Origin of the sequence: Claveliimonas sp. (assembly GCF_037273965.1) — a bacterium.
GTDB classification, from domain to species: Bacteria; Bacillota; Clostridia; order Lachnospirales; family Lachnospiraceae; genus Claveliimonas; species Claveliimonas bilis.
In genome coordinates, this window is the sequence record NZ_JAYAZJ010000073.1 from 75482 (window position 1) to 90884 (window position 15403).

Consider the following 15403-nt stretch of genomic DNA (forward strand, 5'->3'; position numbering starts at 1 on the left):
GTTTTTGAAAAAACCCCCGTTTTCTTTTGACAGCTTCCTGGTTATCAGGTATAGTGAAATTATATACAATTCAGGGGTAAATTGAAAAATAAGTGAGGAAAAGTGAAATGAAAAAGAAAAAAATATTCCGGGCACTGCCACTAATGATGGCGGGGATATTGTGTGCGTCAATCGCGTTCCCGGTCTCAGCGGATGAAGGAGAGGACGCCGTCAGACTTTTTAGGGAGGACAATGATTTCGGACGGGCGCCTCTAAGTGAAGAGCAGGAAAGGATGTTTCAATATCCGGAGCTTCCGGCAGTGAGTACGAATGCGCTCTTTCCGGAGAAATTTGATCTTCGGGAAGAGGGGGATGTTACGCCGGTCAGGGATCAGGGAATCTGGAATACCTGCTGGACATTCGGCATCCTGTCGGCAGCGGAGGGAAATCTTCTCCGGGAATATGATATAGAAACGGATCTGTCCGAGCATCATCTGGCATGGTTCACCTGGCAGCCGGAAACTTCCGGTTCCCAGGCGGGTGAGGGCATCAGCGTGACAGGTCATCCTCTGATGTACGGAGGGCATATGTATTATTCGACAGCAACGCTGTCTGCATGGAAAGGAGCGGCGCTGGAGGAAGATATCCCCTATACGGACAGTGATGGAGAAGCCTATAATCCTGATGGGGATTGGTCTGTGGATGAGAGCAGGCGGTATGATTCGTCTTATCAGTTGAGAAATATAAATTTCCTTCCGAATCCGACGGTGATAACAGACACCGGGGAATATCTCTACCGCCCGCAGGCGACAGAGATCATAAAAAGCGCTTTGATGGAGACCGGAGTATTGGATGCAGGATACTATATGGACGGAAGCCGTCCTGAATATGCAACGGAAGATTATTTTAATTATGATACGGGAGCGCAATACGCAGATCAGCATAAAGAAGCAAATCATGAGGTCAGCATTGTAGGATGGGATGATACGTATCCGGCTGAGAATTTCAAGATCCGGCCGGAAGGCGACGGCGCCTGGATCGTAAAAAATTCCTGGGGAACCGGGTGGGGAAGCGGAGTTGGCGGCAATTGGGGCGGAGAGGGCTATTTTTATATGTCCTATTATGACAGAAGCCTCTGTGATGTCAATCAGGTCAGTGTTGTGCCGGAAGAGCAGGGGAATGATCATAATTATCAGTATGATTACCTGGGGACTGCCAGTTGGTGGAATTTTTATAACGACGACGGTTCCCTGCGCCGGGAGGCAAATATATTTGAGGTGCAGGGCAATGAACAGATAAGCGCTGTTTCAGCGGCAACAAATGAGGCGAATATGACGGTGACAGTGGATATCTATAAGCTGGGACCGGAGGCGGACAGTCCGGAAGACGGACAGAAGGCTGCCAGCCAGGAAGTGTTTTTCCCGTATACAGGCTATCATGTGATCGAACTGGAAGAACCGGTAATGTTAAGGGCCGGAGAGAAATTTGCAGTTGTGCTGACAAAAACTGACGCAGACGGACGTACGTGGACAAGTGTGGAAGCTGGATATGAATATAGTGTAGCAGGCATGACGTACACGTCAAAGATAAATGAAGGTGAAAGTTATATTTTCTTAAATGGGAAATGGGAGGATATGATCACGGCCAAAGAGTCCATGGAAAAAGAAATGGAGGAATCTTTTGGGCGGCAAGTAGAGGTGGGAAATGTTCTGATCAAGGCATTTACGGATGAAATCCCGGCAGCGGAACTGACTTCCTTAAAGATAGAAGGATTTGATGCCAACGGACAGCCGGCAGGTGAAGGACTGGAAGTGGGTCCGTCGGAAACACAGATTACCATTCCGGCGGACATGGAGTATGTTTCTTTTGAGGCGGCTGTGCAGCCGGATGGCGGAACAGCGGAAATAAAAGTGGGCGACAGAGTGATACAGCCCGGAGAAAAAATTTCCCGGATGGAACTGAAAGGGGCAGAAATAACAGTTACCACTGCAGTTCCGGGAGGGATCGGAAACACTTATACTTTTACAGTTGACGTATCCGATACAGCTCCGTCCGGAGGAAACGGGGAAGATGGAAAGGACGATGGACAGGCTTCCGGCAGCCCCAATGGAGAGAATACGCCGGTTCAAAATACAAACACAGTGCAGCATGTAAAGACTGCGCCAAAGACAGGAGACAGTCAGGGAATGATGACTGCGGTATATGCAGCAGCGCTGCTCAGCAGCGCCTTTGCTGCAGCGGCAGCAATACGCAGAAAAAGGAGATAGCAATGAAACGGTTATTGATTTTGGGAGCCGGCGGTTTCGGCCATATGATACAGGAAACAGCTCTTATGCTGGGGTATGAAGAGGCGGTATTTTTAGACGACGCCGTAAGAGATAAGGATGTTGTGGGGAAATGCTGCGATTACGAGAGCTTTCTGGGGAAATACGACATGGCGGTAGCGGCTCTTGGAGATAACAATATGCGTCTTTACTGGACAGAAAAGCTGATGGAGGCCGGATATGAAGTTCCGGCTGTGATCCATCCGTCTGCCGTAGTAAGCCCCAGCGCCGTGATCGGAAAAGGAAGCTTTATTATGCAGAGAGCCGTTGTGAATACCCATACCGTGATCGAGCACGGCGTGCTGGTAAACAGCGGAGCTGTGATCGATCATGATTCCTATGTGGGATGCGGGGCGCACATCGGCCTTGGCAGCGTGGTAAAGGCAAACTGTACGATCGGTTCCAGAGAGAAGGTGGAAGCCGGGGAAGTGATCTTTTCTACAAGAAGAAAGATTGACGGCGTAGATGACCGGAATCTGGAGGATGCAGTCTATGCCTTTGGTTTCGGAAACAGATGCAGCTACGTAAAACCGTTTGGCGCCGGGCATATCAATGAGACATATGCAGTATATATGCCGGGGGAAGATGGAGATGAGCTTTCCTATGTCCTTCAAAGGATCAACAGCAATGTATTCAAGGATCCCCAGGGCGTGATGGAAAATATTTTCGGCGTGACAGAATATTTGAGAAATGTGATACGCCAGGAGGGAGGAGATCCGGACCGGGAAACTTTATCCTACATTAAGACAAAAAGCGGATGCAATTATTTTGAGGACAGTACAGGACAGCCATGGCGGTGCTATAACTTCATCCCGGATTCCGAATGCTATCAGCTGGTGGAGGAACCGGAGCAGTTCTATCAGTCCGGCAGCAGCTTCGGACATTTTCTGAAACAGCTTGGAAATTACCCTGCCGACCGGTTGAATGAGACGATCCCGGATTTCCACAATACAGTGAAACGGTTCCGGGCTTTTGAGACAGCTCTTCAAAGAGATCTGAAAGACAGAGCGGCTTCCTGCCGGCCGGAGATCCGGTTTATTCTGGAAAGGGAGAAGGACTGTGAGGTTCTGGTAAAGAAACAGGAAGAAGGCGTTCTTCCGCTTCGTGTGACCCACAATGACACAAAGCTTAACAATATTTTGTTTGACAGCAAGACAGGAAGAGGATTGTGTATCATTGATCTTGATACCATCATGCCGGGGCTTGCGGCAAATGATTTCGGGGATTCCATCCGCTTTGGGGCAGCCACGGCAGAAGAAGATGAGAAGAACCTGGATCTGGTACATTTTGACCTGGAGCTTTACGAACTGTATGTCAAAGGGTATCTGAAAGAGACAAGAGATGTTCTTACAGAGGAGGAGATCAGAAGCCTTCCCTGGGGGGCAAGATTGATGACATTGGAATGCGGCATCCGTTTTCTGACTGATTACCTGCAGGGAGATACTTATTTTAAAACCGATTACCCGGAACATAATCTGGTGAGGGCAAGAACACAGTTCCGGCTGGTAGATGAAATGGAACAGCACTTTGACGAGATGGAAAAGATCATACAAAAATATGCAGCAGGAGAGTAAGAATGAATCATATAGAAAGAAGAAATGCACAGCTTCCTTATATTTCCGATGATTCAGTCATGGAGGAACAGAAAGTATGCAGAAGAATCCTTCAGAAACTGAATTTTGCAGATCGGTCAGATTTTGATACGCTGGCAGAGATTGTAAAAGAGCTGCTGGGAAAATCCGAGAATGCGTTTATTAATCCGCCCTTTTACTGTGATTATGGGAAAAACATAGAAGTAGGGAAAAATTTCTTTGCCAATTACAACTGTACCATCATTGATGTGGCAAAGGTGAAGATTGGAGATAACTGTCAGTTCGCACCTAATGTTTCCATATATACTGCAGGACATCCACTGCATCCCGTGGCGAGAAATTCCTTATATGAATATGGAATTGAGGTGACTGTGGGAGATAATGTGTGGATCGGCGGAAATACTGTGATCATGCCGGGAGTGCATATAGGGAGCAATACCGTGATCGGTGCGGGAAGCGTGGTGACGAAAGATATTCCCGACTGGGTCGTGGCGGCAGGAAATCCCTGCAGAGTCATACGGGAGATTACAGAAGAAGATTTTGAATATTATTACAAGGACAGAAAGTTTGATGAGGCGGCTATGGAAGAAATCCGCCGCTATCGGGAGGAGACAGAAGACTGCCGTCACTATGAGAAATAGTGGCGGCTTATTTTTTTTCTTTGACATTTCTGATTTTATGCTTGACATCTGAAAATCGCGGGCGTATAATTCAACACATAAAAGCTTCAACGCGGTAAAGTTTAAAACTTTGGCGCAAGAAAGTAAATGGAGGTAAGAGACTATGAAAAGGAAAAAGGCAGCAGCAATACTTATGGTTATGGCAATGACAGCATCTCTGGCAGCTTGCGGAAGCGATTCTTCTTCTGGCAGTACATCATCGGACAGCCAAAGTGCGGATTCAGGGAGCGATGAAACATATACGATCGGTATCTGTCAGCAGATGGAACATGACGCTCTGGATCAGGCAACCTTAGGATTCCAGGATGCATGTAAGGAAAAATTCGGAGAAGACAAGGTGGAATTTGATGTGCAGAATGCCCAGGGTGAGCAGGCTATGTGCAGTACCATTGTAAATGGTTTTGTCTCTTCTGATGTGGATCTGATTCTTGCAAATGCAACATTGCCGCTTCAGACGGCGGCGCAGGCAACCAGTGACATTCCGATCCTGGGAACTTCTGTTACTGACTATGCAACAGCATTGGGAATTGAAGATTGGACGGGAGCGACAGGAGTCAATATTTCCGGTACCTGTGACCTGGCTCCGATCAGTGAACAGGAAGATATGCTGACAGAGCTTTTCCCGGATGCAAAGACAGTGGGAATTTTATACTGTTCCGCTGAATCTAATTCCAAATATCAGGCAGAGCTTTTTGAGAAGGAGCTGGAGGCAGACGGGATAGAATACAAAGAATATACAGCGGCGGACTCTAATGAGATCCAGTCTGTGACACAGAGTGCGGCAGAGGAATGTGATGTTATTTATGTGCCGACAGATAATACAATGGCGGCAAATACTCAGATTATCAATAATATCTGCCTGCCCGCAAAAGTTCCGGTCATTGCCGGAGAACAGGGAATCTGTTCCGGATGCGGTGTGGCAACCCTGTCCATCAGCTACTATGATATCGGATACAGAGCCGGTGAAATGGCATATGAGATTCTTGCAGAGGGTGCAGATATTACTGCAATGGAAATTGAATCGGCTCCGGAAGTAACAAAGATGTACAATGCGCAGATCTGTGAAGAGCTGGGCGTTGCCGTTCCGGATGACTATGAGGCCATCGAGACAGAATAGGATGGCGGAGCAGTCAGAAATGGCAGAATAAAAATGACGGACGAAAAGAGAGGTAAAAGACAATGATACTGGATTATTTTCTTTCCCTGGATCCCATGGCGTTTTTTCGGGCGATGCCAGGGACGGCAGCACAGGGGATCATATGGGGAATTATGGCGCTTGGCGTATATATTACCTTCCGCATTCTGGATTTTCCGGATCTTACGGTAGATGGTTCTCTGGCTACAGGCGCCGCTGTAGCGGTCATGCTCATACAGGGAGGAATGCATCCGGCTGCAGCATTGCTCTTTTCTGTCCTGGCGGGAATGGCAGCCGGGCTTGCAACAGGAGTTTTGCACACGGTTCTTGGGATTCCCGGCATCCTCGCCAGCATTTTGACCCAGGTATCCCTGTATTCGGTGAATCTTGGCATTATGGGAAAATCCAATCAGGGGATCGGCCTGACACAGCAGAATCTTGTAGCCTCTTCCCGGTATGTGACAGGAGAGGACAGTTGGATTTTCTTCGTAAAACTTATTGTAGGCTGCCTTGTACTGGTGGCAGTGATCTATTGGCTCTTTGGAACGGAAATGGGCGCTTCCATCCGGGCTACGGGATGTAATCCACAGATGGCGAGGGCTCAGGGGATCAATACGAATTTTATGAAGGTGCTGGCTTTGATGATCTCCAACGGGCTGGTAGGACTCTGCGGCGGTATACTGGCTCAATATCAGGGGGCGGCAGATGTCAACATGGGCCGTGGAGCGATTGTCATAGGCCTTGCAGCTGTTATTATCAGTGAGGTTATTTTCGGAAAACTGTGTGCGGGCAAAAAGATTGCCTTTGCCTATACTCTGACAGCGGTTTTTGTAGGTGCGATCCTGTATTACGTGGCATATGCACTTGTATTGTGGCTGAAGATGCCTTCGGATTATATGAAGCTTTTCTCCGCTTTGGTGGTGGCCGCATTCCTGGCAGTACCATATCTGAAAGAAAAACGCTCAGTGAAGAGGAGGGCTTAAAACTATGGGATACATGCTGGAGATCAAAGAAATTTATAAGACATTTAATAAAGGGACAATAAATGAAAAAGCGGCGCTCACAGGAACAAGCCTGAATCTGAATCCCGGAGATTTTGTGACGATCATCGGAGGAAATGGAGCCGGCAAGTCTACTATGCTCAATGCGATAGCGGGTGTGTGGAATGTGGACTCCGGAAATATTATTGTAGATGGTACGGACATTACACGGCTTCCGGAGCATAAAAGAGCGGTGTATCTTGGAAGAGTATTTCAGGATCCGATGACGGGGACTGCCGCTACGATGTCCATTGAAGAAAATATGGCTATTGCGGCTCGCCGGGGAGCAAGAAGGGGGCTGCGATGGGGAATCTCAAGAAAAGAAAGGGAAAACTATAAAGAGCAGTTGAAAGAACTGGATCTTGGACTGGAAGAGAGACTTAGCACCAAAGTGGGACTTCTCTCGGGCGGCCAGAGGCAGGCGGTAACTCTCTTAATGGCAGCTATGAAAAAGCCGAAGCTGCTTCTTCTTGATGAACATACCGCAGCGCTGGATCCGAAGACAGCAGCCAAGGTGCTGGACATTTCCGATAAAATAATAGAGGAACATCAGTTGACAGCGCTTATGGTGACCCATAACATGAAGGACGCCATTGCGCATGGCAACCGTCTGATCATGATGCATGAGGGACGGATTATATATGATGTGTCCGGAGAGGAGAAAAGGAATCTTCACGTATCGGATCTTCTGGCAAAATTTGAGGAAGTGAGCGGCGATGAGTTTGCCAATGACAGGATGATGCTGTCTTAAGGAAACTCTTTCACATTTTTATAAAAATTTGTTATACTGTACCTACAGTGTTACTATTCACAGCAGAAGGAGTACATTATGACAAATCTGTCCGGTAAAAAGCGTCAGCAGATGCTGGAATTTTTAGAAAAAATCAAAGAGGGACTTTCGGATGAGACTTCACTGTCTACAGTTCGCGATATTGAAGAAGAACTGACGACAAGGAAGTACGGACTGGTCTGGGAAAAGCATGAGGAGCGGATCGACCAGGAAATGCAGACGAAAGTTCCTGTTTTTACTGAGGTTAAAGAGCGAAGGATCAGTATGGCCGGGCGGGAGGACGGATACCATTACCTTTTGGAGGGAGATAATCTGCACAGCCTAAGGCTCCTTGGAGAAACATGCAGGAAAAAAGTGGACTGCATTTATATTGATCCGCCCTACAATACAGGAAACAAAGATTTTATTTATGATGACGCTATTGTGGATGAAAAGGACGGCTTCCGGCACAGTAAGTGGCTTTCTTTTATGTCAGAAAGACTGGAAGCGGCAAAAGAACTGCTCGCCGACAATGGTGTAATCTTTATCAGCATCGATGACAACGAAGTATATGCTCTGAAACTGCTCTGCGACGAGATCATGGGAGAGCAGAATTTTGTTACAAATATTATATGGCAGAAAAAAACAGGTGCGTCTGATGCAAGAGGGATTGCCACCATTACAGAATATATCCTGGTCTATGTAAAGGATATCCGGAGGGCAGACCAGATTTTCGATAAAAATTACCAGGCCTATGACAGGAAGCGTTACCGCTTTACAGATGAATACGAGGAGGAGAGAGGGCCTTTTTACTATGACTCACTGGATCGGGGAAGCGTAAGATACAGCGACGCTTTGAATTATGCCATCGAAGCTCCCGACGGCACACCTGTTTATCCCAACGGGCGTACAGAGTTCGTGCGGGATGGGTGGACGTGGAAATGGAGCAGGGAGAAAGTGAAATGGGCCAGGGAAAACGGATTTCTGGAAATTATGCCTTCTTCAAGAAAGGAAAATGGCTGGGCAGTCCGCTATAAAATTTATCTCAACGTGGATAATGAAGGAAATCCCGTGGAGAAATGCGCGCCCTACAAAAATGTGATCCAGACTGTGCTCAACGCAAATGCCGCAGCGGATATCAAGCGTATTTTTCAGGGGGAAACGGTATTTAAATATTCCAAACCGGTAGAACTGATAAAAATACTTTTGCGGTATCTGAAAAAGAAGGATGCCCTTGTACTGGATTTCTTTGCAGGAAGCGGAACTACAGGACAGGCAGTTCTGGAACAGAACCGCCAGGATGGCGGAAAGCGCCATTTCATTTTGTGTACGAACAATGAAAATCACATCTGTGAAGAGATTACTTATATAAGATTAAAGAGAGTGATAGAAGGATACAGGATGAAGGATGGCGGGAAGGTAGAAGGAATTCCCGCCAATCTGAAATATTTCCGTACAGATTTTGAAGAAAAATGATAAATGAGGAGAAGGATCAGTCTCCCGGGCTGCAGTCAATAAAAGACTCTATCAGAGAATGTAAAGAGGGAAGGTTTTCCTCTTCTGCAGAGACAGGCAGGGGAGAGAAAAAGCGGGAGCAGGTAAGATAGTCGCCATGTACCCCGCGATGTCCTTCTGCCTGAAGACGGCGAAGGCGCTCTGCCTCCGTCTCATTTATACCCCGGATATCCCAGAAAGACACCTGTCCTGTTTCTGTGACAGGGTTTCCCTCATGCTGGAGAAGCCAGAAACAGGCTTTCAGACTGCGGGCAAAGGCAAGCTGATTCCGGTAATTGTTTTCATCGTCAATATAGGGACGCCACTTGGGGATGGGCGGATTGGAAGAACGTTTGATCTCGATCAGGGAACAGTTTGTTCCGCTTTTGTCAAAGAGGATTCCATCACAGTCCTGCTTGCGGATATGGGCGGATAAAAAGCAGCGGCTCCAGTAATGAAAATAATCGTGAATGCTTTTATTTTTTTCCTTTCCGGTGCCCTGATCCTGGAAATTTACATCCAGAATAGAATAAATCTCGTTCTTCAGCTCTTTGCCCGTCAAAAATTTTGTTTTGGATTCTTTCAAATTCCAAACATAAAAACGAACATCTTCCAAAGGATATGCTTCCAGCGTCTTTTCCCATTGATCATCACTGTATGCAGGAAGTGTCGGATATGCGATAAAAATGCAGGGAAGGTCCGCGCGGTATGAAAGCAGCCGGAAGATCCTGAAAAAGGCGGCAAAAGGAGAGTTCCCGTCAAAATCCGCATAACTTTGATTCAGAGTGTCGGTGATCATTCCTTTTGTAAGATTCGGATTAGGAGAGAGGGGATCATAATCCACTCCCACATTCAAAGAAAGAAAGCCGGGAATGATCTGTGAATCCCGGGTTGTTCCCCACATAAGGATGTCCCCGCTTCCGGAGCCGGGGATATAATAAGGAGAGTATTTCTGTGTAAGATATTGGTTTAACTGATCCATGATCTGTCAGCCTCTCTTTCCAAATTTGTATGTATATCCAGTTAGATAGATGTATTATAACAGAAAAAACAGCAGAAAAATATCCCCACCGGAATATAATTGGGATTCCGGCGGGGATATTTTCAGATTTTATCATCTCTTCGGATATATCCCGGAGATGCAGGATCAGCGATGATCTCCTTTACATGGGTAATCTGTGCGTGTTTGTCTGCAACAATATTTTCTATATGAGCTCCTTCGCCCACTAAAACATCAGGAAGGATAACGCTGTTCTTGACAACGGCGCCTTTCTTGATGACGCATCCGCGTCCGATAATGGAATTTTCGATCGTTCCTTCAATCAGGCATCCGTTGGATACAACGGAGTTCTTTACGTCTGCACCTTCAAAATACTGAGTCGGGCAGGAATCATTTGTGCGGGTGTAGATCGGCCACTGGTCATCAAACAGGCTGAGTGCTGTCTTGAAATCGATCAGAGAGATATTTGCATCATAATAGCTCTTGAAATCGGTAATGGCTGCAAAATATCCGCGGTGGGAAACGCCGCGCACATCCAGTTCTTCACAGGAAGCGTTGACAATGTCTGCCAGACTGTACATGGAAGAGGTCTTATGCGCTTTGTTTATCAGCTCAATGAACAATTCCTTTTTCATAATATAAGTATCCATGAAAATGTGGCGGTTTTTGGCAGTTCCGCGGTTCATTTCCAGAGAAAGGACACCTTTCTGCCTGTTCAGGTTCACAGTGTTGCAGTTCAGGAATTTTTCCTTGGCGTCATCAGTAGAATGATAGAGCAGCGTGATGTCAGCGCCGGAATCAATGTGAGTCTGAAGCAGTGTACTGAAATCCTGGGCGTAGATCATATAACTGGGTGCAATGACAACGTAGGGGCAGTGTACCTGCTCAATGCATTCCATATTTTCCTGGAACGCTGCAATGTCGTTGTTGTAAATGTCATGATCCAAACCGGTCTCCGAAAACAAAATGTGGAGTCTGCCGCGCTTGGAATTAATATTATAGTGACGGCCTGTGCCAAGATGCTCGGTCAGAGAGCGGGGCTTGCGGCGAATGTATACCTGAATCTGGTCAATACCGCTGTTGCTCATGTTTGAGATCGGAAAATCAATGACACGGTATCTTCCGAGAAAGGAAAAAGCGCCGACGGGGCGATAAGGCTGCAGACCTTCTACCCAGATATGGTTTCCGGAAAAGTTTACAATACCAAATGCTTTATTCATACTATTCAACCCCCTTTACACGTTTGGCTACAAGCTCGATGTGTTCGCTGTCAGCGCTTCCCACAACGGCTTCCCTGCCGATCTTTACATTGTCAGCAACCAGTGCGCGCTGTACAACCGCGCCCTCTGCCACCTCTACTCCGGGCATCAGAACGCTGTCGATGATCTTTGCGCCGGCGCCTACTCGTGCTCCGGTGAACAATACAGAATTCTGCACCATTCCTTCAATGATGCATCCCTGGTTAATGAAGGCCTCTTTGATCTCGGCATCCGGTCCGATATACTGTGGAAGCGTTGTGGCATCTTCTGTATAGATTTTCCAGGTGGGATCGTTAAGATCCAGCTCGTTGTTCTTGTCCAGCAGATCCATATTTGCTTCCCAGAGAGAATCAATCGTTCCAACATCTTTCCAGTAGCCTTTAAACTTATAGGCGTACAGGTTTTTCCCTTCTTTTAACAGAGTAGGGATGATGTCCTTGCCGAAATCGTGACTGGAATCAGGATTTTTCATGTCGGAGATAAGCATTTTGCGAAGCAGTTTCCAGTCAAAAATATAGATTCCCATAGATGCAAGGTTGCTCTTAGGCTCTGCCGGTTTTTCCTGAAATTCAACGATACGTCCGTTTTCATCGGTATTCATGATTCCGAAACGGCTCGCTTCTTTCATCGGAACTTCAATGACGGCGATCGTAGCATCGGCACCGCATTCCTTGTGGTACTGAAGCATTTTTGCATAATTCATTTTGTAAATGTGATCTCCGGAAAGAATCAGAAGATAGTCCGGAGAGAAGGTATCTACAAAATCAATATTCTGCGAGATCGCATCGGCAGTACCCCGGTACACATCCAGATTTGCGTCCGCCTTTTCACGGGGCGGAAGAACATAGACGCCGCTGTTTTTTGCATCCAGTCCCCAGCGTCTTCCGGCAGCTACATAGCTGTTGAGCAGAATGGATTCATACTGTGTAAGAACTCCTACAACATCGATTCCACTGTTGGCACAATTACTGATTGGAAAATCAATGATTTTGTATTTACCACCATACGAAACGGCAGGCTTTGCAACTTTGTTGGTTAGCTCGTGCAGTCTTGTACCACGGCCGCCGGCTAAGATCATGGCTAACATATTATCTTGTTTCATATATGCGCCCTCCTCCTTTGTGTGATACTTCTATTATATATTCCAGAGCGGTTACTTTCCATGATTTTGTGCGAAAAAATCTGAGAAATTTCTAAAATAATCTCAAAAATATTAAGAAATAGAAGAATATAAAAATAATGCTTGACATATTTTTAACAAAAATAGTATAATAAAGTTATATCTTTTGTATAAAATATACAAAGAGGTTGCAAAGGAGGGAATTTTATGAGTGCAGCAACGATATTACTTATTATTATGTGGGTATTCGCAGCGGTATTTTTTGTAGTGCTGGTGAAGGATGTGGTAGCCCACAAAGATGAACTTGACAAGAGCAAAATGGGGTACAATGTGATTGTCAGTATGATCGCTAACTTTTTCGATACGCTTGGAATTGGAAGTTATGCGATTGCTACATCAGCATGGAAGTTCAACAAGGCTGTTGATGATGACCTGATTCCAGGTACGTTAAATGTAGCATTCGGTATTCCTATCTGTGTGGAAGCCACTATCTTTATCCAGAGGATTGATATGGATCCGTTGACTCTGGTTCTTATGATTGCAGCATCTATTGTCGGCTCAGTGATCGGAGCCAGAATTATTTCCCGGCTTGACATTATGAAAATTCGTGTTGTGATGGGTGTCGCACTTATTTTGGTGGCAGCTATTACTCTTTGCAAGATCAACGAAGTAGGACCTTTCGGTATCCTTGGAACAGCAAGAGGACTGACAGGCGGACTGCTGGCAGTGGGTGTCATTGCTAATTTCATTCTTGGTATTCTTATGACAGCAGGGATCGGACTCTATGCACCATGTATGGCTATCGTTCTTCTGCTCGGTATGAGCGCTGATGTGGCATTTCCTGTTATGATGGGATCCTGCGCATACCTTTGTCCGGCATGTGGTATTACGTTCATCAAGGAAGGCAAATACAACCGTGCGTCCACGATACCTATGATCATAAGCGGCGCGATCGGCGTATTGATCGCCGGATTTATCGTTACATCGCTTCCGCTGACAGTACTGACATATCTGGTCTGCGTTGTCATGGTAATCTGTGCAGTAATGTTCTTCCACGATGCGAAGAAGAGAGGTTAAGATACCGCTTCGGTTCTGTCCGGAGCCGGCAGGATATCACAGAAAATGTAAGAGATAAATATGAGAGTTTCGCCTGCGGAGTTCCGCAGGCGGAACTCTTTTCTTGTTTGGACAAAAAATTTCACTCCCTATCGAATAAAACGCTTTGAGGGATGCGCACTCGCACGAAATAGAAATTTACAGACAGGCGGTTGAAAAAATAAAAAAACTGCAGAAATGATTTTAGGGACATGAAAAAAGAAGTTGCAATTTACAGAAAATTAGTATATGCTAATCAGGACTAAGACAAAAGATTGTCTTAAAATTAACAAAGAAATGGAGAAGAGTATGGAGAAGAGATACAAAAAAGCGGTCAGTTTGGAGGCCTTCATTTTCCTGGTGATCTTTCTGCTGATATTTGGCGGCATTGCCATGAAAATGGGCGGGGCAAACATGATGCAGACATTGATGGCTACCGCATACGAGCTTTTGATAGACACAGTATTTAATATCATGGCGATTGCGGTTATTGCAGGAGCTTTGTCCGGAGTATTGTCTGAATTTGGAGTTATTGCCCTTTTGAATAAAGCGATCACTCCGCTGATGAAGCCTTTGTACAACCTGCCGGGAGCGGCTTCTGTTGGAGTCATGACAACATATCTGTCCGATAATCCGGCGATTCTGGGTCTTGCAGAAGACAGAAACTTCCGGCGTTATTTTAAAAAGTTCCAGCTGCCGGCGTTGACGAATCTTGGGACAGCCTTTGGTATGGGGCTGATCGTCACAACATTTATGCTTGGAATCAATGCGCCGGGAGAAAATCTCGGACTGGCTGTTTTGATCGGAAATCTTGGGGCGATTATAGGAAGTATCGTCAGCGTAAGGATCATGATGATCTTTACCAAGAAAGAATTTGGAGTTACAGAATATTGTATTCCGGCTAAAGAAGGAGAATCTCTTGACGATTTCCTGAACCAGCGCGAAGTGCGGGGCGGAAGTGTAGGAGGACGACTTCTGGAGTCTCTGCTGGACGGAGGTAAAAATGGTGTTAACGTGGGTATGGCTATCATTCCGGGAGTGCTTGTAATCTGCACCATCGTAATGATGCTGACAAACGGTCCTTCTGCAGACGGAACATACACCGGAGCCGCATATGAAGGAGTAGCGCTGCTTCCATGGATTGGTGAGAAGATTGACTTCATTTTGAAACCTTTGTTTGGTTTTACTTCTGCTTCTGCAGTGGCAGTTCCGATCACGGCTCTTGGAGCTGCCGGAGCGGCAATTGGCCTTGTGCCGGAGATGGTAAGCACAGGCATTGCCCACGCAAACGATATTGCTGTGTTTACGGCAATGTGTATGTGCTGGAGCGGATATTTAAGCACACATGTCGGCATGATGTCTGCCCTGAACTGTCCGCATATGACAGGAAAAGCTATCATCAGTCATACGATCGGCGGTCTGTGCGCCGGAGTTGCAGCAAACTTTATTTTTCAGCTTGTCGGCATGATTATGTAACTGTGTGACGAATGCAAAAATTTTACAGAGTAAAACAGCGGGCTGCTGTGCCAGTGATGGCGCGGCAGCCCGCTGTTTCTTATTCAACAGGAAATTTCTTACGGTAGATTTTACAGAAACCATGTTGACAATTTTGTGAAAAGTTCATATACTACTTATATTGTTAGCTACCAAATTGTTAGCTACAGAACAATTATGAAGGAAAGGAACGGAAGGAAAAATGGGAGAAGATGCGGGAAAGTGGATCAGCCGTGTTTCCCATCAGCTGAAAAGACAGATGTCCTATGAAGAGGACGCGGAGGAAGAAAGAGAACTGACTAATATGCAGAAACATATTCTGCATTTTATTCTGTTAGAAGGTTTGAACAGGGATCTTTTTCAGAGGGATCTGGAAAAGGAATTTAAAGTAAGAAGATCCACGGCAACAGGAGCGCTGCAGC

12 protein-coding genes and 1 pseudogene are annotated in these 15403 nt (G+C 46.2%); 10 read left to right on the plus strand and 3 right to left on the minus strand.

Annotated elements, in window-relative coordinates; all coding sequences use genetic code 11:
• Positions 1-107: 107 nt before the first annotated feature.
• The 7 genes from WJ238_RS06415 (at position 108) to WJ238_RS06445 (ending at position 8995) form a co-directional block, all read left to right on the plus strand.
• Complete coding sequence (locus tag WJ238_RS06415; RefSeq protein ID WP_337606472.1) at positions 108-2246, plus strand: C1 family peptidase; 2139 nt, start codon at positions 108-110, stop codon at positions 2244-2246.
• Positions 2247-2248: 2 nt separating this feature from the next.
• Positions 2249-3877 carry a phosphotransferase gene (locus WJ238_RS06420; RefSeq protein ID WP_230107272.1) on the plus strand — a complete coding sequence of 543 codons (1629 nt, stop codon included), beginning with the start codon at positions 2249-2251 and terminating at the stop codon, positions 3875-3877.
• Between the two features lie 2 nt (positions 3878-3879).
• Complete coding sequence (locus WJ238_RS06425) at positions 3880-4536, plus strand: sugar O-acetyltransferase (RefSeq protein WP_316268011.1); 657 nt, start codon at positions 3880-3882, stop codon at positions 4534-4536.
• Positions 4537-4678: 142 nt separating this feature from the next.
• Positions 4679-5692: an ABC transporter substrate-binding protein gene (locus tag WJ238_RS06430; RefSeq protein WP_230107270.1), complete on the plus strand. Its 1014-nt coding sequence runs from the start codon at positions 4679-4681 to the stop codon at positions 5690-5692.
• 62 nt (positions 5693-5754) lie between these two features.
• Positions 5755-6693, plus strand: a complete 939-nt coding sequence (locus WJ238_RS06435) for an ABC transporter permease (protein ID WP_230107269.1) — start codon at positions 5755-5757, stop codon at positions 6691-6693.
• A 13-nt stretch (positions 6694-6706) separates the two neighbouring features.
• Positions 6707-7501, plus strand: a complete 795-nt coding sequence (locus WJ238_RS06440) for an ABC transporter ATP-binding protein (protein ID WP_230107560.1) — start codon at positions 6707-6709, stop codon at positions 7499-7501.
• Between the two features lie 78 nt (positions 7502-7579).
• Positions 7580-8995, plus strand: a complete 1416-nt coding sequence (locus WJ238_RS06445; RefSeq protein ID WP_337606473.1) for a site-specific DNA-methyltransferase — start codon at positions 7580-7582, stop codon at positions 8993-8995.
• 16 nt (positions 8996-9011) lie between these two features.
• On the opposite strand, the gene WJ238_RS06450 is transcribed toward WJ238_RS06445, so the two are convergent.
• The 3 genes from WJ238_RS06450 to WJ238_RS06460 form a co-directional block, all read right to left on the minus strand.
• On the minus strand, positions 9012-9995 hold the full coding sequence (locus tag WJ238_RS06450) for a hypothetical protein (protein ID WP_337606474.1): 984 nt from the start codon (positions 9993-9995) through the stop codon (positions 9012-9014).
• 122 nt (positions 9996-10117) lie between these two features.
• A complete protein-coding gene (gene glgD / locus WJ238_RS06455; protein ID WP_337606475.1) occupies positions 10118-11233 on the minus strand; it encodes a glucose-1-phosphate adenylyltransferase subunit GlgD in 1116 nt (371 codons plus the stop codon).
• A gap of 1 nt (position 11234) precedes the next feature.
• On the minus strand, positions 11235-12374 hold the full coding sequence (locus WJ238_RS06460) for a glucose-1-phosphate adenylyltransferase (RefSeq protein ID WP_316266094.1): 1140 nt from the start codon (positions 12372-12374) through the stop codon (positions 11235-11237).
• A gap of 225 nt (positions 12375-12599) precedes the next feature.
• On the opposite strand from WJ238_RS06460, the gene WJ238_RS06465 reads away from it, so the two are divergent.
• From WJ238_RS06465 to WJ238_RS06475, 3 genes and pseudogenes are all read left to right on the plus strand, one after another.
• On the plus strand, positions 12600-13469 hold the full coding sequence (locus WJ238_RS06465; RefSeq protein WP_230107264.1) for a sulfite exporter TauE/SafE family protein: 870 nt from the start codon (positions 12600-12602) through the stop codon (positions 13467-13469).
• Between the two features lie 327 nt (positions 13470-13796).
• Positions 13797-14963 (plus strand): CD0519/CD1768 family membrane protein, encoded by a 1167-nt coding sequence (locus WJ238_RS06470; RefSeq protein WP_230107263.1) that lies wholly within the window; start codon positions 13797-13799, stop codon positions 14961-14963.
• Between the two features lie 220 nt (positions 14964-15183).
• Positions 15184-15403, plus strand: a pseudogene (locus tag WJ238_RS06475) (MarR family winged helix-turn-helix transcriptional regulator); the annotation flags it as partial.

What these genes read in the sequence shown, in the direction of transcription:
- WJ238_RS06430 (WP_230107270.1), top strand. Translation starts at nt 4,679, where the DNA reads ATGAAAAGGAAAAAGGCAGCAGCAATACTTATGGTTATGGCAATGACA.
- glgD (WP_337606475.1), bottom strand. Translation starts at nt 11,233, where the DNA reads ATGAATAAAGCATTTGGTATTGTAAACTTTTCCGGAAACCATATCTGG.
- WJ238_RS06425 (WP_316268011.1), top strand. Translation starts at nt 3,880, where the DNA reads ATGAATCATATAGAAAGAAGAAATGCACAGCTTCCTTATATTTCCGAT.
- WJ238_RS06420 (WP_230107272.1), top strand. Translation starts at nt 2,249, where the DNA reads ATGAAACGGTTATTGATTTTGGGAGCCGGCGGTTTCGGCCATATGATA.
- WJ238_RS06445 (WP_337606473.1), top strand. Translation starts at nt 7,580, where the DNA reads ATGACAAATCTGTCCGGTAAAAAGCGTCAGCAGATGCTGGAATTTTTA.
- WJ238_RS06470 (WP_230107263.1), top strand. Translation starts at nt 13,797, where the DNA reads ATGGAGAAGAGATACAAAAAAGCGGTCAGTTTGGAGGCCTTCATTTTC.
- WJ238_RS06450 (WP_337606474.1), bottom strand. Translation starts at nt 9,995, where the DNA reads ATGGATCAGTTAAACCAATATCTTACACAGAAATACTCTCCTTATTAT.
- WJ238_RS06440 (WP_230107560.1), top strand. Translation starts at nt 6,707, where the DNA reads ATGCTGGAGATCAAAGAAATTTATAAGACATTTAATAAAGGGACAATA.
- WJ238_RS06415 (WP_337606472.1), top strand. Translation starts at nt 108, where the DNA reads ATGAAAAAGAAAAAAATATTCCGGGCACTGCCACTAATGATGGCGGGG.
- WJ238_RS06435 (WP_230107269.1), top strand. Translation starts at nt 5,755, where the DNA reads ATGATACTGGATTATTTTCTTTCCCTGGATCCCATGGCGTTTTTTCGG.
- WJ238_RS06460 (WP_316266094.1), bottom strand. Translation starts at nt 12,374, where the DNA reads ATGAAACAAGATAATATGTTAGCCATGATCTTAGCCGGCGGCCGTGGT.
- WJ238_RS06465 (WP_230107264.1), top strand. Translation starts at nt 12,600, where the DNA reads ATGAGTGCAGCAACGATATTACTTATTATTATGTGGGTATTCGCAGCG.